This window comes from Runella rosea, from assembly GCF_003325355.1.
In the GTDB taxonomy this organism is placed as follows: Bacteria; Bacteroidota; Bacteroidia; order Cytophagales; family Spirosomataceae; genus Runella; species Runella rosea.
The window spans coordinates 6,004,728-6,022,358 of the sequence record NZ_CP030850.1 but is presented as its reverse complement, the minus strand read 5'-3'; the positions used below and the strand labels follow the sequence as shown (position 1 = coordinate 6,022,358).

The window sequence follows — 17,631 nt, the reverse complement described above, 5'->3', positions numbered from 1 at the left end:
CTAAAATAAACGAGATTCAACGACAATTATTCTACTGAATGACTGGTCTTTATGCGTCCATCGGCCAGAATCGCCTTTTTAGTTATTCGTATCCATTTTTAAAAACAATGAACCCACCTTTTTCGAAACTAACTTCCACAAATTCATTCTCCATTTTCTCCAGCACAGCCCCTTTTTTCTCCTTTACAAAGTGTGTTTTGAAGGGCAATTTAAGGCGCGCCATACCGCCTTTTTCTGATTTTAAAATGACTTCGTCCACCAAGCCGCCCGAGCGTTTTCCGCTGACCAACACGGCACCTTCAGCCCGTAGTTCTTTAAACGAAACGTCTTTCCAATCGGCAGGTACGGCGGGAAACACTTCAATAAAACCCGCATAGCTTTGCACCAGCATCTCCTGTACTCCCGCCGCAAACGCAAAATTTCCCTCCAGTGTAAACGGTCGGTAGGTAAACTTAGACAAGCCCGATTTCGTTTGGTCGCCGTTGGCATGAAAGGAGTTGGGTAAGCAAAACGCCGTCGCAAAAGTGCGTAACGTTTTGGCCGCGCCTGTGCCATCTTTGGCGCGCGCTTTCAGGCTACCCAACCACGCATACGAGTAGCCACACCACCAATCTGGCCCAATTTTATCGAGCAAAGCGAGGCTATTTTTGATAATATTTTGATCGTTCTCTCCGTTTTCCCAGCGAATTTCCCCCAAAGGATGAATGGCCATCACGTGCGAAAAATGCCGGTGTGATTGATTATAGGGCAACGACGGTGCGAATTTCAATTCGGCGTTTTCAGAAAGGGCATAAGGAGCAAACTGGCCGAAAATATCCCGCCAATGCGCAGCTTCCTGCGGTAGTTTCAATTCTGCCGCCAACTCAGCGGCTTTGCTAAACGTAAAACGCATGAGCGACAAATCATAGTTCGTATTCTCAGAAAACCAAGCAGTTACCCGATTGTCATTGATTTCTGGACTCGAACTGATGGGAAGCTGGCGGTGTCCCTGTGCGTTCAGAAACGTATTTTTCTCCAAGAATGTCGCCACCTCTTTGAACCACGGATAGGCCCTTTTTTGCAAGAAATCACGGTCCATACTATAGCGCCATTGCAGGTAATAATGCTGCGCCAGCCACGAAGAGACTGTCGGCGAAAACGAGTACTGAATCCATCCGCCCATCGGTACCCCCGTGAGCGTGGTCACGCCAGGAACATTGATTCCCTCACTTTGGTAAAACCATTTGGTATACTCACGGTACGCGGGGCGATTTTGGTCGAGGTGGTCAAGGTAGCCGAGGGTTTCTTCCAAATGATTGGCGGTATAGCCAGGCCAATAACTTAACTGCGTATTCAAATCATGGTGAAAATCGCCTTTCCACGGTGGCAATCGGCCGTTATCGGCCGTCCAAACTGCTTGCAATGAAATCGGCGGTGCCCCCCGACGGGCCGTGCTGCCAAATTTATACTGTTCCAGATAATACTGTTTTTCCAACACGGCATCTGGCAACTCAACACTCGATTTAGCCCAGAAATTTTTCCACCAAGACAAGTGTGTTAGGACCGCTTTTTCAAAGGGGACTACTTTAGCGGTCAATGTATTGGCGGCTGGTTTAGGCTTGTTGGGATAATGCGCCGAAATCGCCCAAACCCCTTCCCATACATCGGCACCGAGCGGTTTCCAGCGTACACTTACTTCGTACTCGAACCCACCCCAGCCTTTTTGGCGATAGGTATAGGCGTTTCCCTGTTGAATCACTTTTCCCTGTTGGTAGCCCAACCGCGCCAAATCATCTCCCGCTACCGACCCACCAGCTGTTTTGTCTACTTCTCCTTCATATTTTGGAGTTAATAAACTGATTTTTAAATCTTTCACACCTTCCACCCGAAAATAACCTAGCAGCGAGGAAGCATGAACAAAAGAGGTAAGTTTGGCCCCGTTGGCCCATTTTACTTCGGCGATGGCTTTTTGTATATCCACCCGAGCGGAGCTTACTTCGCCCCAAGTTTGGCTTTCTATTTCCAATGCAGCGCCCGGAATCTTGCTCGGAGCAGGCTCCCGTTCATACGGTACATCGCCGTATTGCTGTACAGCGGCGTAGTTGTTTTTCTTGATTTGCTCCTGTACCCATGCATACGTAAACTCGGGCTTTTTCATGCCTTCCATCGGGCGTAAATCCCACAGTTCAGCGTGGTCGAGAGAGAAGCGTAGATTATTGCCTTTTTGCCAAATCAACTCTCCAATAAAACCATTCCCCAACGGCAGTGCTTCGTCCCAACGCGTTGGGAGTTTGTCAAAAATCAAGTCGTGTTTGGCTGCAACTTGGGCAACGGCTACTTCGGTCAACCCTAAGAAGATGCCCAAAAATAGGCAGAGAAGGCGTTTTAACATGGCGAGTTGTTTTGTATTAAAAGGAACTGACACATTCTTACTTAGTACGAAGATATTCGATTATTTCAGGCAATTGAAAAAGAAAGTAACAGAAAACCGTTTTTTGCTGCCATCATGGTATAAAATAAAGTTGCCGAGAAACCCAATATTTGGCTGATACGCTGAGTTTTGAGAACCTGACTCGGCGTTTAGATGTTGCGTATTCACAAGTTGTAAATTGTTTTTAGGTGCTCAAATTCAAAGGCCTTAACCGAAACGATAAAAGTATAAATTTTACCAAAAATCGTGTAACAACTCCCCCACCTAAGCACTGTACCTTTGTACCGTCAAATCAACAATAGCATGGAAACGCTCACGATAGAGAACCAACAAAAAATAACGATTCCTGTGACGGGAATGACCTGTGCGGCTTGTGCGAGCAGCGTCGAAAACGTCCTCAACAAACAGGAAGGGGTATTGGAATGTGCCGTCAACTTTGCCAACGAAACGGCTCAAATCACTTTCAATTCCGCCCAAACTTCCCCCGAAGCCCTCAAAAAATCGGTGCAGGCCGTGGGATATGACTTGATTTTGGATACCGCCAATGCCCAAGTAAAGCAAGCTGAATTAAAAACAGCCCACGTACAATCACTCAAAAACAATGTGGTTTGGGCGAGTATCCTAACCGCTCCCGTGGTGGTTATCGGCATGTTTTTTATGGAAATGCCCTACGCCAATTGGATTATGCTGACCCTGACCACGCCCGTATTGGCCCTGTTTGGCAAAAGTTTTTTTATTAACGCCTGGAAACAAGCTCGCCACGGGCAATCCAACATGGATACGCTCGTGGCGTTAAGCACCGGAATCGCCTACCTATTCAGCCTTTTTAACACCATATACCCCGAATTTTGGCACAGCCGGGGGCTTCACCCGCACGTCTATTTTGAGGCGGCGGCCGTTGTGATTGTGTTTATTATGTTGGGGAAATTGCTCGAAGAAAAAGCCAAAGCCAATACCTCCTCGGCCATCAAAAAGCTGATGGGCCTACAACCGCATACGGTATGGATTATTGAAAACGGCGAAGAAAAAGAAGTGGAATTGGCCCAAGTCCGCATCGGTGACCGCATCATTGTCAAGCCCGGCGACAAGATTGCCGTGGATGGAAAAGTACTTTCGGGCACCTCGTTTGTGGATGAAAGTATGCTTTCTGGCGAGCCTATTCCGGTTGAGAAAACCAAAGGAGCCAAAGTCTTTGCTGGAACGGTCAATCAACAGGGCAGTTTCCGATTTATTGCAGAGAAAATCGGCGGTGAAACCCTATTGGCGGGCATCATCCAGATGGTCCAAAATGCCCAAGGAAGCAAAGCTCCGATTCAAAAGTTGACCGACAAAATCGCGGGTATTTTTGTCCCGATTGTCATTGGCATTGCCATTCTGACGTTTTTGGCTTGGTTCATTTTAGGAGGCCAAAATGCCCTGTCGCAAGGCTTACTGGCGGCAGTTACGGTCCTAGTCATTGCCTGTCCGTGTGCGCTGGGATTGGCTACCCCAACGGCCATCATGGTGGGCGTGGGCAAAGGCGCTGAAAACGGAATTCTCATCAAAGATGCCGAAAGTCTGGAACTGGCCCATCGGGTGAATGCCATCATTTTGGACAAAACGGGCACCATTACGGAAGGGAAACCTACGCTTACCGACAGTTTTTGGGTGGAAAACCATGAAACTCAAAAAAGCATTTTGCTCGCCATCGAAAGTCAATCGGCTCATCCACTGGCCGAAGCCGTGGTGAATCATTTGAAAATGGAGGGTGTCAAAACGCGCTTGGTGCAGCAGTTTGAAAACGTAACGGGTCGGGGGGTAAAAGCGACCGTCGATGGAGAAAATTATTACGTCGGCAGCCCCGTATGGATGACCGAGCGACAACTATCTCTGTCGGAATCGCCCATTGAAAAGTGGCAATTGGAGGCAAAAACAGTCATTGTTTTTGCCAACGAAACCAAGGTAATCGCCGCCTTTGGCATTACTGACCCCATCAAAGAAACATCGGCCAAAGCCATTGAAGAACTTCAAAATCAAGGAATTGAGGTTTATATGTTGACTGGCGACAATGCCCATACGGCACAACTAGTAGCGAAGCAAGTGGGAATCAACCATTTTAAAGCCCAAGTGCTCCCCTCCGACAAAGCCGCTTTTGTGGAAGAATTACAACGAACGGGCAAAGTGGTAGCCATGGTCGGCGACGGCATCAACGACTCCCACGCGCTAGCCATGGCCGATGTGAGCATTGCCATGGGTCGAGGTTCAGATATTGCCATGGACGTGGCTAAAATGACGCTTATCTCTGGCGATTTGCACAAAATTGCGCAGGCCATTCGCCTTTCTAAATGGACGGTAGCGGCCATTCATCAAAATCTGTTTTGGGCGTTTATTTACAACCTTATCGGAATTCCGCTGGCCGCTGGCGTGTTATACCCACTCAACGGCTTCTTGCTCAATCCGATGATTGCGGGCGCGGCCATGGCGCTGAGTTCGGTGTCGGTGGTAGGAAACAGTCTGAGACTTAAATTAAAGCAATTATAATCAAGAAGTAAGAATTAAAAGGCATGAAATAAGAAACCAGAAGTACACAGAAAACAAACCTCTTATTTCTTACCTCTTACATCCATAAAAATCATACAATCATCAATTATTCAAATCATGGAAACCTTACAATTCAAAACCAATATCAATTGCGGAGGCTGCGTAGCAAAAGTAACTCCTTTCTTGAATCAACTCGAAAACGTAGAGGCGTGGAAAGTTGACACCAACAATCCCGAAAAAATCCTGACTGTATCGGGCGAAGATCTAACCTGCGAACTCATCCAAACCGCCATTCAGAAGGCTGGGTTTGAAGCCGCCGAAGTATAGCAATATAATATATTATGAAGACAAAATCGGAGAATGGAACACGTTCATTCTCCGATTTTCTATTTTTAAGCTTACCGCCTGCACTCCCCTCCTCTCCAGAGCATCAGCTTGATTTTGGGCCATCACCTAGGCAAATTTTTATTTTTTGTGCATTTTCGACAAAATTGTCCCAGATTTATACGCCTCTGGTAGTACTTTACAGGCATTCTCTTCTTTAAATAAAAATACAAACGCTTTTCAAGGCCCAACCAAACACCGCCTAATCAGTCGCAAATATGCATTTACGTCTATTTTTACTTTTATTGATTCCATTCTGGGGAAATGCCCAAGCCCCCAAAGAAACCGTGGTTTTCCAAAACGGACAAAACGGCTACAAATGTTACCGTATTCCAGCCATTGTCAAAGCCCCCAACGGCCACTTATTGGCTTTTGCCGAAGCGAGGCGCAACAACTGCGGGGATTTTGGCGATGTTGAAATTGTCATGAAACGCAGCACCGACAACGGCGCGACGTGGGGGAATTTGCAAGTCGTGGCCGATAACGGCAACGACCAAGCAGGCAATCAAGCCCCCGTTTTTGACTTGACAGATAAGCGGTTCCCCCAAGGTCGGTTGTTTTTGTTTTACAATACGGGCATCGCCCACGAGCAGGAAGTCCGCGAGGGGAAAGCCATTCGGGAAGTGTGGTATAAGACCAGCACCAATGGCGGACAAACTTGGTCGGAGCCCGTCAATATCACAACGCAGGTTTCCAAACCCAATAAACCTAGCGTAAATCCTGCCTACAATTTCAAAGAAGACTGGCGCTCATACGCCAATACCCCAGGCCACGGTCTGCAAATTCAAAAAGGAAAGTACAAAGGCCGACTTTTTATTCCCGCCAATCACTCTGCAGGGCCGCCTCAAAAAGAGTCCCGGGATTATGTGGCCCACGCTTTTTACAGCGACGACCACGGAAAAACTTTTAAAATTTCACCCAACGTAGCCTACGCCAGCAGTAACGAGGCCATCGCCGCCGAAACTTCGGATGGAAGTTTGGTTTTCAATTGCCGCAACCAGTCAGGAGATGCCAAGTACCGGATTCAGGCCTTTACCAAAAACGCGGGAGAAACTTGGGACGACGTAAAAATCATGACTGACCTACCCGACCCCATTTGCCAAGGAAGCATGATTGATTTTCAGCCCCAAAAAGGGCAAAAAGTATTGATTTTTTCCAACAACAACAGCCAAACCCAACGCGATAAACTGACCGTTCGCGTCAGCTATGATGATGGCAAAAGCTGGTCGGCAGGCAAAGAAATTTACGGTGCCGCCAAGGCATATGAAGACCCGTCGGCGTATTCGGATTTGGTGGTGCAGCAGAATAATGCCCTTGGCGTGTTGTACGAAAAAAATGACTATACACAGATCGTTTATGCTTCCTTTAGTTACGAATGGCTGATAAAATAACGTCGGCTAGGTTTCAAACCGCAGACGCGCAGTCCTCGCCGACGTTGGCACAAAACCGCTGCATACCTTTGCACCATTCTTTGAGCCCTTTGTGGTAAATATTCTTTTATTGTTCTTTATGATATGAAAAAGACCATCCTTCCTCTCTTTCTCTTTATGTGCCTGTTGGGTACTGGCTTTTTGTCTTTCAAACCCAAAGACAAGCGCCCCAACATCATCATTCTGTTTTCGGACGACCACGCGCTGCAAGGCATAAGTGCCTACGGCAGCCCATATATCAAAACGCCCAACATCGATCGATTGGCCAAGGAAGGTGCTTTGTACCAAAATATGTTTTGCACCAATTCTCTTTGCGCACCGAGCCGTGCCACGCTGCTGACGGGTAAATTTAGCCACAAAAATGGCCACCGAGACAACTCAACCCAGTTTGACGCGGGTCAGAGCATGTACCCTAAATACCTCCAAGCGGCTGGTTATCAAACGAGTTGGATTGGCAAATGGCATTTACAGGCCACACCGCAGTATTTTGATTATTGGTCGGTGGTACCAGGTCAAGGGGCGTATTACAATCCTGACTTTCATGAAATGGGCGGCAAAACCGTTCGTCACGAAGGGTACGCCACCGACGTTATCACCAATAAAGCACTCAAATGGCTGAGCAGCGACCGCGATGACTCAAAGCCTTTTTGTCTGGTCATCGGCCACAAATGCCCACACCGCAATTGGCTACCCGACACGGGCGATTTGCGGGCGTTTGACAATGTCAAATTTCAATTGCCCAAAACATTTTACGACACTTACGAAGGCCGTATCGCCGCCAAACGTCAGGACATGACCGTGACCAAAACCATGCGCCTGAAGGAAGATTTGAAAGTAGGTGCCGAAAATGATGAGTTTGTAAAGCGTATGAATCCCGCCCAGCGCAAGGCGTGGTTGGCGTATTATGACCAAGTGACGGACGACTTTAAGAAACAAAACTTAACGGGCCGTGCCCTCGACGAATGGAAATACCAGCGTTATATGCAGGATTATTTGGGCACACTCCGCTCACTTGACCGCAACGTGGGCCGAGTGTTAGATTATCTGGACAAAACGGGTTTGGCCGAGAACACCTTAGTGATTTATTCTTCCGACCAAGGCTTTTATTTGGGCGAACACGGTTGGTTTGACAAGCGCTTTATGTACGAAGAATCTCACCACATGCCGATGCTGATACGCTACCCAAAGCGCATCAAACCAGGGACAATCGACCGCGCCATTCACAACAACACCGATTTTGCGCCCACAATTTTGCAGGAAGCAGGCATCACTGTTCCGAAAGACATGCAAGGACAATCATTTTTCAGCAAAACGCCCCGAAAATCAACCTATTACCACTATTACGAATACCCCGCCGAGCACAGTGTACAAGCGCACTTCGGCATCCGTACCGACCGCTACAAGCTGATTCGCTTCTACAATGACGGTGAATATTGGGAACTTTACGACCTCAAAACGGACCCGGACGAACTCAAAAATCAGTACGGCAATCCCGCCTACAAAGCCATTCAAAAACAGTTATTGATTGATTTAAAGAAGGTTATTAATCAATATGAAGACACGGAAGCCAGGGAAATTTTAAGGAAGGAAGGGATTTGAAAAGAATGACGAGCGGTCCACCGCCGCAGTTTTGAATGACGAAATACGAATGATTGTGGGCATATCCTAAGTCTGTATCTCATAGAATATATACAAATACTTTAGGTGGAGACCCAGACCTCGGTGAAGAAGTGAGCCTATGCCCATCCGGAGTAAATAAATCACTGCGTTATTGAACCCTGATTAACTGAACGCCCAGCACCGGACGACCATCGGCCGTAATGCCCTGTATTACAACGCGCAACGTCCGCACTACGTCTGACAGCGGAAAACGCAGCTGACTGCGCCCCTGACTGTCGGTTTGCATGATTGGTTTCCAGTATAGAACATCCCGATAATCGACAGGGCCAGAAATGCTACCAGCGGTTACCTCCGCATCGTAACGTGGTACATAAAATTCGCGCTGCACCGACGGATAACCAACGAATTGAATCGACATCATTCCCGGCTCGGATTTCGCGCTTCCCTGCATAGACCGTTTGCTTTTTGAGTAAAAAGCAATGACACCATTTCCCCCCCGAACCCCGTATGTACCGGCAGTACCGGCATTTTTCAGCACTTCGACACGTTCAATATCTCCTGCATTAAAGTACAGTAAAGCAGTTCCGTCTGGGTCCTGAATGGGCACACCATCCATCAAATACAAGGGCTGCATACCACTTTTGAAACTATTCACACCCCGTATAAATACCTTATAGCTACGCGCTTGCATGGCCCCTTCCCGTTTAACGGTCACGCCCGTCAATCGCCCCTGAATCATTTCGTACAGATTTTGGTAAACCGGCGATTTGTCATCAACTATAAGAACGGCATCAGCCGCATTGTGCAAACTGCGCTGTTGAATATCTTCCGGTCTTTCTTCGTATTTACGCGCTCGAACCGTCACTTCCTGCAAGACTTGAACCGTTTTGTCGCGGTAAAAATCGGCGTTTGCTTCCTGCCGAATTCGAGCCGTTTCCAGTTGGGCCCTGAGCGTCGACCAATTTGGGGCCGCAGTTTTATAACCGGATTCCCATTGTTTGCCGGGTACTTCCAAGACTGGAAAGGCTTCTTTGGCAGAAAGTTTTTTTGATTGTCCATCCGTGATTTGTACCATTAACTGTAGGGTATCGGCAAGGGCCATTCCCCCCAGACGAAAGCGCCCCTGTTGGTCAGCACCTGCCGAAACTGCTAAGGATTTCCCAGGGTCTGTCGATACCACGATGATCTGCGCGCCGGGTATGGGTTGATTTTTCGCATTTAAAATGCGGCCCATGAGCGACACACCGCCAGACTGTTCCGTTTCGGGCGTACCGCTGATACGTCGCCAGCCCTGCGTCAGCAGCAGGTCGTCCAGCGCTTGACGGGTTTCGGCAGAGGGATTCTTCAGGTATTGATTGGGGTTTTCGATACGTCCCCGAAGCTCTCCCGTCAGCAACAAGTGTGTGTGCATGGTAGCTTCAGCGGTATCATCAAACACTTGATTGGCATCGGTAATTGACGCTGATAAAGCAGCCTGTACAGGTAATCCATTATCATTCAGATTTACACTCAGGATGGCCTGCTCGCGAGGCTGATACCGATTTTTGTTAAAACTCATCAGTACACGTACCGGCGCAATGAATTCGGGCACAAATACCAATCTTTCGGCTTGAGGCTTGGCCGTGGCATCATAAAGGGTGATCTGTGCAAGGCCCGGCAACCAGGTCATCATGGGCAAGCTTATCTTCGCCACCCCGTTTTGCAGGAGAATTTTCCGCTGTTCAATGACATGACCGCGCTGTTGAATCAGGATATATACAGAGTCGGTATCGGCCCGGTTAGTGCTCATTATGATCAACGCCAAACGGGTTGTATCACTGATTGCATCGGCTGAAAGCAACAGCCCTTCGGTTTCGGGTTTGGGCAAAGGAACATGTTGCGGCCGGTTGTTATACGTTAAGTCGGCGTAATACGTTCGTTGCGCCTTTGGCTCCATCGACACGCTGGTCATCCCCTGCTGATTGGTCTTGAAATGAACGATTTCAACTCCCAAGTCATCGACAATACGTCCCGCAATGGACAAGCCATGCCCATTGGGCTGTACAATTTTTACGCCCAAACGCGCCGGAAATCCCGAAATCCAGCGCCCGCCTTCCGGCAAAATCTGAACGTCTAATGGCTGAGGAACAGAATCACTGAGCACTGATAAGTTATTCCGAAGCAGATTATGGATAGTCACAGACCGCTCGAAAGCCGGGCGTCGCTGGGCGTCATCTTCATCGGTATAGGCGCGTAGGTGATACGTTCCCGTCATGAGGGTATCCGACAGGCGAAAATTGCCTTCTCCACGTCCGTCAACGATACGCACCCATTGGTGCTGCACCAATTTCCCTGTTGACGTAAGCAGGTCGACATGCATGGCCGTTTCGCCACCGGCTCGCCGATAATTAACCGCGTCGAGTAAGTAAGTACTCATCCAGAGCCGATCTCCGGTGGCGTAAAAGGGTTTATCGATGTGCACAAACAATGTGGGAGCCGACAACTTGAATCGCTCGTTGAAGGCCGCAGCGAGATGTCCTATGCAGGAGTCAGGTGGCGCAAGTTTTCCCTGTATCGCCAACGGGCCGTTTGTCAATGACTCCTTTTCATCCCCTTCGGGTTTCCAATCGGCGGGCAACAGCGTCGATAGCCGGTCATTACCCATCGAGCCTTTGACTAACATACCTTCAGGCATCGTAATAACCCCATCGACGGTCATTTGTATCTGACCGCCGGGCAAGTTCATTTCCGTATATGCGTAAGGAGCATCGGGATAGGGCGAGAAACCCGAGGACGCATGCTTATAGAATACGATCAGTTTCATGGGCGAAACCAATCGGCGTTCGGTCGATAATCGACCGGGCTGAATCAATGTAGAAACCTTAATGGGAACCAAACGTTTGTAGTCGCTAACCGCAGCGGCCAACGTAATTGACCGCTGTTCCAGGGGTATCATTTTGGTAACATCTTCCTGATAAACCAGAAAGCCCGCCTGCTCGAACGTATTATCAATGAGGCTGGCCATTAAATGTCGAATAGATCCGTGATAGGCAGTCAGCTGGTTACGTCGAAAGCGATTAGCCTGCCGTTCGCTTTCGGGTTTTAGTTCTTCAAAACGGGCAGTGCCCGCAGAATAAACCTTTCCTGACGCAGCAGCATCGAAATGTTGCAAATCATAAACCAATCGATACCCCAGCGCCTGATTATCAATAATTAACGGCTCAGTAGCCGTCGCATACAGATGATCGTTATCTTCATTAAAATTCAGAACATCACTGTTTACAAGCAGACACTGTCCACCAAATGGTTCGCCGAAAAATTGCTTTTTAAACTGACGTAAATATTGCTCCCGGCGCTTCGGATTACCCCTTACTATCACGGTTTCCAGCGTTTGTTCACTTGTTTTCAGCCGAAAATCGTTTTTTTGGGGAGACGAATTCTCAAATCGGAAGGTGCGTTTGTCAGGCTGATAACCGACATACGAAGCAACAACCTCAACCGTACCAAGTGGAATTCCGACAAGGGTATACGCACCTTTTTCGTCGGTAACAGCCCCTCGCGTGCTTCCATTAACATATACATTGGCAAATGGCATGGGTTTTCCCGTCGTGGCATCTACTACGTAGCCGGTCAGAACGGCTGTCGTTTGCCCATAAGACAGCATGGTTGATTCCAAAAGTAGAACGACACTTATCCAAGCGATTAAGAACGAGCAACGCATAGTTATTATGCTACTGTATATCAGCAAAATACTTAACAAATTTAGAATTTATTTTTGGTCATTGAAATGGTTTCCGGAAATTGTACTTTTTGCTTTTCTCTCGTTTCGAAGCTCTCCATTTGATGAGCCTGTTCAGGCGTTAAATAGATACAACTGTACCGACGACCTGGTATGCTTCACGGTTTTGAATAGTTTATTGCCAAGATCTGTATTCAATTCATAAAAAAAGCGCTGAGCCGCAAAGAAAACCTCTGCTCCTCAGCGCCTTTATGTGATTCTATATTTTTACGCTTCTTCTTTCTTCATCGACTTTTTGAAGCTTTTCAATCCCTGCAATGGCGTATAATGGTCGCTCTTTTTGGGGTAGTAGCCGGTGCCGTTATAGACGCGCTTGTTGGGGCTGCATTTACATTCTTCGGAGCAGGCTCCTTCCATTTTCCAGCCGCATTCTTCGCACATTGGTACGTGGATGTTGCAGTCGTTGTTGGCGCAGTTGACCATACGGTCGGAGGCCGTACCGCACACGTAGCATTTCGAGATCACTTTAGGGTTTACGTGATTGACATCCACCGTAAGGCGATTGTCGAACACGTAGCATTTTCCTTCAAAGTCTTCGCCACCTGCTTCCAAACCATATTTGATGATGCCGCCGTGGAGTTGGTATACATTATCAAAGCCCTGATCTAAAAGATACGCGCTGGCTTTTTCGCACTTGATACCGCCCGTACAATAGGTTACGATTTTTTTGCCTTGCCCTTTGAGATGCTCAATTTCCTTGATGTGTTCGGGGAGTTCGCGCAGGTTTTCCATATCAAACGTGATGGCACCTTTAAATTTCCCGACGCTGTGCTCGTAGTTGGAGCGCATATCAATTACCACCAAATCAGGGTCTTCTTGCAACATCTGCTTAAATTCGGCGGGCTCTAAGTGCGTTCCCGTTTGTTTCAATGGGTCAACGGGCAGGTCTGAATTAACAATTTCTTCTTTCAGCCGCACGTGTAGTTTCTGAAACGCGTGCGCTTCATGGTATTCCACTTTAAAGTCAATCGTGGCAAAACGTGGGTCTTCTTTCACCCATTTCATATAGGCTTCACAATCGGCCACCAACCCCGACACGGTTCCGTTGAGCCCTTCGGGAGCGATGATGATACGTCCAAGCAAATTATTATTTACGCAAAACTCGTGCTGCGCATCACGATACGCCTCGGCATCTTCGATGGGCACGTATTGATAATACAAAAGGACACTGTAAGGCTTCATCACAAAAAAACGGTTGTTTGTTACGCAAACGGCTGGACATTTGCTCTTTTTCAATCAGTTAAAAGAAAATTTGACCAGATAAGTTTCCTGCAAAAATACAAATTTATAACCAGTCAATAATTGACAACGGTCATATACGGCAGAAAAAGCGCAAAATCTCTTTATCTTCGCAGACTTTTCGTATATTTCTACGTCTCAAACAGCAAATCTCATACCCCAAATATATTACTACTAACGGTTAACTTTTTTACTTCAATGCACATTGCAATTACCGGAAACATTGGTGCGGGCAAAACCACACTAGCGCGTAAACTATCAGAACATTACAAGTGGGGCGTATTGTACGAAGCCGTAGAAGGCAATCCTTACTTAGCCGATTTTTACGAAGATATGGCCCGTTGGTCTTTCAATCTACAGGTTTTCTTCCTCAACAGTCGCTTTTCGCAGGCCCAAAAAATCCGCTCCATGCACTACCAAACCGTAGTACAAGACCGGACGATTTATGAAGATGCGTTCATCTTTGCCAAAAACTTGGCCGACTCCAAGTTGATGGAAGAGCGCGACTACCAAAATTACCTGATGCTGTACGAAACGATGATAAACGCCATCAAAGCCCCCGATTTGATTGTGTATCTACAGGCAGATCTACCCAAACTCCGCAGCCAAATTCAAAAACGTGGCCGCGATTTCGAGCAAAGCATTTCTGACGAATACTTGTTGAATCTAAATGAGTTATACGAAAACTTTGCCCACAGTTATCTGGACGGGACTTTATTGACCATCAATGTCAACAGCCTTGATTTTGAAAACCAACCCGAAGATTTTGACTTCATTGTTCAGCAAATGAACAAGGCTTTGGGGTATCGGTAGAAGAAGTCAGAAGTCAGAAGTCAGAAGTCAGAAGTCAGAAGTCAGAAGTCAGAAGTCAGAAGTCAGAAGTCAGAAGTCAGAAGTCAGAAAAGGGAGCGTTCGGCTCCCTTTTCTGTTTTTATTAAACTGTAAATCTGACTTAGAAATCAGCGTCGAAGCTCAGTTGTTGTACTTCTCTTTCTTTGCTGGAGTTTTTCACGCCAGCTTTCTGGTATTCGCCCACTTTCTTCTCGAAGAAATTGGTTTTTCCCTGAAGCGAAATCATGTCCATAAAATCAAACGGATTGACCGCATTATAGACTTTTTGCAAGCCTAGCGACAACAACAAGTGATCGGCCACGAATTCGATGTACTCGTTCATCAATTTAGAATTCATTCCAATCAACGACACTGGCAACGATTCGGTCACAAATTCCTGCTCAATGGCTACCGCATCCTTGATTAAGCTGTACACCGTTTCCTCAGGCAACTTATTGACAATGTGGTCGGTATAGAGCAAGCAAGCAAAGTCGCGGTGCAAGCCTTCGTCACGCGAGATAAGCTCGTTGGAAAATGAAAGCCCTTTCATCAAACCGCGTTTTTTCAACCAGAAAATAGAGCAGAATGAACCCGAGAAGAAAATCCCTTCAACGGCCGCAAAAGCTATGAGGCGCTCAGCAAATGTGCCGTTGCCAATCCAACGCAATGCCCATTCGGCTTTTTTCTGCACGCAAGGAATGGTTTCAATGGCCCGCAACATACGGTCTTTTTCGGTTGGGTCTTTGATGTAGGTATCTATCAACAAAGAATAGGTTTCGGAGTGGATATTTTCCATGGCAATCTGAAATCCATAGAAACACTTCGCTTCGGCGTACTGAACTTCTTTCAGAAAATTAACGGCCAAATTCTCGTTCACAATTCCATCTGATGCCGCGAAGAATGCCAATACGTGCGAAATGAAGTGGCGCTCACCATCATTGAGTTTTTCCCAATCCTGCAAATCAGAGGCAAGATCAATCTCTTCTGCCGTCCAAAAGGCCGCTTCGTGGTTTTTATAAAATTGCCAAATGTCGTGGTGCTTAATCGGAAAAAGCACAAAACGGTGGGGGTCTTCAACCAATAACGGCTCTTCAGAAGCATCTAATAAATTTGACATACAATAGGTCTTTTAAAAAAGTGTGTAAAAAAAATTAATTATCAATGAATACTCAACTCCGCGTCTTAGTTCGACGTAACAAATTTATTAACTTTGGTGCTCAGGCAATTATGCTTTCGAGATTTATTGAGAATATTCCTATTATGCATTTTACAACTCAAAGGTTATCAATACATTCATCAAATAAATTCTTTTTTTTTTACCATTGATACGTATAAAGGTTATCCGTTGATGGTCATTGTTGGGGTATTACACCACATTTATCTTTTCCCAAATCGGCCGCTTTGCACCACAGAATATCCTTTGTCAATTTTTAATATAACCCGCGATAGTAACTTTAGTTTCATTCATCTTGTTAAAAAAATCACAACTTTTCGATCATATTATATATTGCCTTTAGACATCTAAGAAATATCAAAGACATGATTAACCTTTGCCATTTATGACCCTCAACCCTTGGTATATCCTTCAAAATGAGTCAGAAGCCGACTCTCCTTCTTTGCTGATTTATAAAGAACGCGTTCAGCAAAATATCCTAAAAATGATTGCCATTGCGGGAAGTGCCGACCGACTTTATACCCACGTAAAAACCAACAAAATGCCCGAAATCGTGAAAATGATGCTGGAAGCGGGTATTTCCAAGTTTAAATGCGCCACCATTGCCGAAGCTGAAATGGCCGCGATAGCAGGTGCCAAACACCTCATTATTGCCCACCAATTGGTCGGGCCAAAAATTGAACGATTGGTTGCGCTGTGTCAAAAATATCCCGACGTATTTTTTGCGTCTCTCATTGATACGGAAGCCGTAGCCAATGACCACAATCGGGTTTTTGAAAAATATGGCCTTATCAGTAACATTTTTGTAGACGTCAATAGCGGCATGGACCGCTCAGGGCACCCGCTCGACGACACTATTTTTTCGTTATACAAACACCTATACGAACTGTCAAACCTCAAATGCCACGGCTTGCACGTCTACGACGGGCACCTGCGAACGCCTGATTTTGAAACACGTAAACACGAAGTTGAAACGGGCTTTGTGGACGTTCAGCATTTTATAGAATCCATTGAGGAGGCAGGCTTACCCAAGCCCATTATCATCGCGGGCGGTACTCCTACCTTTACTTCGCACGCGTTGCACAACGAAATCTATTGCAGTCCTGGCACGTGCGTATTGTGGGATTGGGGCTACGGCGACAAACTCCCCGAACAACCTTTTGAGTACGCAGCCTTGGTCTTGACCCGGGTGATTTCAAAACCTAAAAAGGGAATTATTACCATTGATATGGGGCATAAAGCGGTAGCCGCCGAAAACCCCATTGATAAACGGATTCGTTTTCTAAATTTGGAAAACTATGAGTTTTTCGGCCAAAGTGAAGAGCATGGTGTGATCCAAGTCAGCGATTGGGAAGGGATAAAAGTAGGTGATGTTTTGTACGGAGTTCCGTATCACGTTTGCCCCACCGTCAACCTCTATGACGAAGCCTACGTCGTCGAAAATCAGTCTATTACCGATACTTGGCAGGTATTGGGTAGAAAAAGAAAAATTACGGTTTAAAAAAACACGCAAAGTCGCTAAGATGCAAAGCGTGAATCTCTTTGCGTCCTAGCGCCTTTGCGTGACCCGCCGTAGCGGTGATTAAACTGACTACGCCACAAAAATCTCCTGCGTGGGTTGTTCTGAGCCCGGAATAATCGGGAGGGTTACTTGCAAAATTCCGTTATGATATTCCGCTTTAATCGCGGCCGAATCAATCGTTTCGTCGACAAAGAAACTACGCTCAAACGACGCTTTTTTAAATTCGGTCCGAATCCAGTTTTTGTTTTGGTCGGTTTCTTCTTTTGCTTGATACGAAACAGTCAACTCATTGCCTTTCAGACTGATTTTGAAATCATCCTTGGCGCGGTCGGGCGCAATGACGAAAATTTCATAGCTGCTGTCAGTTTTCAGCACATTGACGGGGACACGAAAAGCGCCGCCTCCAAACGGTCGGCCAAATCGCTTCCCTGAGTGGCCGTATCCCATTCCAGGATGCCCATGGCCACATCTTCCTTGGTGATGCATATTGTTGTTATTTAGTTGATTACTGATTTTTTTTGAGGTTCGGCCTGAGGCTTTTCAGGGCCTTGGTGACCGTGTTTATGCCAACGGCTTTCGCATTTTTGATGGCCTTCAGCATGATGACGATGGCCTCGCCAAGGATGATAATGCCCGACGGTAATGCGCAAACTTGCGGCGGTAATGAGCGCGACTGTCACGCCCAAGACCCATTTGGTTCTTCGGTTCATGTTGGTTCCGTAA

The 17,631-nt window shown here is 46.7% G+C and carries 12 protein-coding genes; 6 read left to right on the top strand and 6 right to left on the bottom strand.

Annotated features, from left to right (window positions below; translation table 11 throughout):
* Nucleotides 1-82 precede the first annotated feature (82 nt).
* Nucleotides 83-2,371, bottom strand: a complete 2,289-nt coding sequence (locus DR864_RS24705) for a glycosyl hydrolase family 95 catalytic domain-containing protein (protein ID WP_114069468.1) — start codon at nucleotides 2,369-2,371, stop codon at nucleotides 83-85.
* Nucleotides 2,372-2,713: 342 nt separating this feature from the next.
* Here DR864_RS24705 and DR864_RS24700 point away from each other — a divergent pair, with 342 nt between their 5' ends.
* The 4 genes from DR864_RS24700 (at nucleotide 2,714) to DR864_RS24685 (ending at nucleotide 8,343) form a co-directional block, all read left to right on the top strand.
* Nucleotides 2,714-4,930: a heavy metal translocating P-type ATPase gene (locus tag DR864_RS24700; protein ID WP_114069467.1), complete on the top strand. Its 2,217-nt coding sequence runs from the start codon at nucleotides 2,714-2,716 to the stop codon at nucleotides 4,928-4,930.
* A gap of 117 nt (nucleotides 4,931-5,047) precedes the next feature.
* Nucleotides 5,048-5,257 carry a heavy-metal-associated domain-containing protein gene (locus DR864_RS24695; protein ID WP_114069466.1) on the top strand — a complete coding sequence of 70 codons (210 nt, stop codon included), beginning with the start codon at nucleotides 5,048-5,050 and terminating at the stop codon, nucleotides 5,255-5,257.
* Nucleotides 5,258-5,532: 275 nt separating this feature from the next.
* Nucleotides 5,533-6,705 (top strand): sialidase family protein, encoded by a 1,173-nt coding sequence (locus tag DR864_RS24690; protein ID WP_114069465.1) that lies wholly within the window; start codon nucleotides 5,533-5,535, stop codon nucleotides 6,703-6,705.
* Nucleotides 6,706-6,828: 123 nt separating this feature from the next.
* The gene (locus DR864_RS24685) at nucleotides 6,829-8,343 is read left to right on the top strand and encodes a sulfatase family protein (protein WP_114069464.1); all 1,515 of its coding nucleotides are present in this window, start codon (nucleotides 6,829-6,831) and stop codon (nucleotides 8,341-8,343) included.
* A 169-nt stretch (nucleotides 8,344-8,512) separates the two neighbouring features.
* Here DR864_RS24685 and DR864_RS24680 read toward each other — a convergent pair whose 3' ends face one another.
* A complete protein-coding gene (locus DR864_RS24680) occupies nucleotides 8,513-12,064 on the bottom strand; it encodes a carboxypeptidase-like regulatory domain-containing protein (protein WP_114069463.1) in 3,552 nt (1,183 codons plus the stop codon).
* Between the two features lie 285 nt (nucleotides 12,065-12,349).
* Nucleotides 12,350-13,324 carry an oxygen-dependent tRNA uridine(34) hydroxylase TrhO gene (trhO, locus tag DR864_RS24675; RefSeq protein WP_114069462.1) on the bottom strand — a complete coding sequence of 325 codons (975 nt, stop codon included), beginning with the start codon at nucleotides 13,322-13,324 and terminating at the stop codon, nucleotides 12,350-12,352.
* 255 nt (nucleotides 13,325-13,579) lie between these two features.
* On the opposite strand from trhO, the gene DR864_RS24670 reads away from it, so the two are divergent.
* Entirely contained in the window at nucleotides 13,580-14,194 is a 615-nt protein-coding gene (locus DR864_RS24670; protein WP_114069461.1) for a deoxynucleoside kinase, read from the top strand.
* A 139-nt stretch (nucleotides 14,195-14,333) separates the two neighbouring features.
* Here the strand turns inward: DR864_RS24670 and DR864_RS24665 are convergent, their stop codons facing one another.
* Nucleotides 14,334-15,329: a ribonucleotide-diphosphate reductase subunit beta gene (locus DR864_RS24665; RefSeq protein WP_114069460.1), complete on the bottom strand. Its 996-nt coding sequence runs from the start codon at nucleotides 15,327-15,329 to the stop codon at nucleotides 14,334-14,336.
* A 442-nt stretch (nucleotides 15,330-15,771) separates the two neighbouring features.
* On the opposite strand from DR864_RS24665, the gene DR864_RS24660 reads away from it, so the two are divergent.
* Nucleotides 15,772-16,887, top strand: coding sequence for a D-TA family PLP-dependent enzyme (locus DR864_RS24660; RefSeq protein WP_114069459.1), 1,116 nt, complete (start codon nucleotides 15,772-15,774; stop codon nucleotides 16,885-16,887).
* A 90-nt stretch (nucleotides 16,888-16,977) separates the two neighbouring features.
* Here the strand turns inward: DR864_RS24660 and DR864_RS24655 are convergent, their stop codons facing one another.
* On the bottom strand, nucleotides 16,978-17,394 hold the full coding sequence (locus tag DR864_RS24655) for an Hsp20/alpha crystallin family protein (protein ID WP_114069458.1): 417 nt from the start codon (nucleotides 17,392-17,394) through the stop codon (nucleotides 16,978-16,980).
* Between the two features lie 11 nt (nucleotides 17,395-17,405).
* Nucleotides 17,406-17,618 carry a hypothetical protein gene (locus DR864_RS24650; RefSeq protein WP_114069457.1) on the bottom strand — a complete coding sequence of 71 codons (213 nt, stop codon included), beginning with the start codon at nucleotides 17,616-17,618 and terminating at the stop codon, nucleotides 17,406-17,408.
* Nucleotides 17,619-17,631: the final 13 nt, after the last annotated feature.

Bases quoted from the DNA above. Each gene is read 5' to 3' on its own strand.
- trhO (WP_114069462.1), bottom strand. From the start codon at position 13,324: ATGAAGCCTTACAGTGTCCTTTTGTATTATCAATACGTGCCCATCGAA.
- DR864_RS24705 (WP_114069468.1), bottom strand. From the start codon at position 2,371: ATGTTAAAACGCCTTCTCTGCCTATTTTTGGGCATCTTCTTAGGGTTG.
- DR864_RS24690 (WP_114069465.1), top strand. From the start codon at position 5,533: ATGCATTTACGTCTATTTTTACTTTTATTGATTCCATTCTGGGGAAAT.
- DR864_RS24680 (WP_114069463.1), bottom strand. From the start codon at position 12,064: ATGCGTTGCTCGTTCTTAATCGCTTGGATAAGTGTCGTTCTACTTTTG.
- DR864_RS24685 (WP_114069464.1), top strand. From the start codon at position 6,829: ATGAAAAAGACCATCCTTCCTCTCTTTCTCTTTATGTGCCTGTTGGGT.
- DR864_RS24655 (WP_114069458.1), bottom strand. From the start codon at position 17,394: ATGCATCACCAAGGAAGATGTGGCCATGGGCATCCTGGAATGGGATAC.
- DR864_RS24650 (WP_114069457.1), bottom strand. From the start codon at position 17,618: ATGAACCGAAGAACCAAATGGGTCTTGGGCGTGACAGTCGCGCTCATT.
- DR864_RS24670 (WP_114069461.1), top strand. From the start codon at position 13,580: ATGCACATTGCAATTACCGGAAACATTGGTGCGGGCAAAACCACACTA.
- DR864_RS24665 (WP_114069460.1), bottom strand. From the start codon at position 15,329: ATGTCAAATTTATTAGATGCTTCTGAAGAGCCGTTATTGGTTGAAGAC.
- DR864_RS24700 (WP_114069467.1), top strand. From the start codon at position 2,714: ATGGAAACGCTCACGATAGAGAACCAACAAAAAATAACGATTCCTGTG.
- DR864_RS24660 (WP_114069459.1), top strand. From the start codon at position 15,772: ATGACCCTCAACCCTTGGTATATCCTTCAAAATGAGTCAGAAGCCGAC.
- DR864_RS24695 (WP_114069466.1), top strand. From the start codon at position 5,048: ATGGAAACCTTACAATTCAAAACCAATATCAATTGCGGAGGCTGCGTA.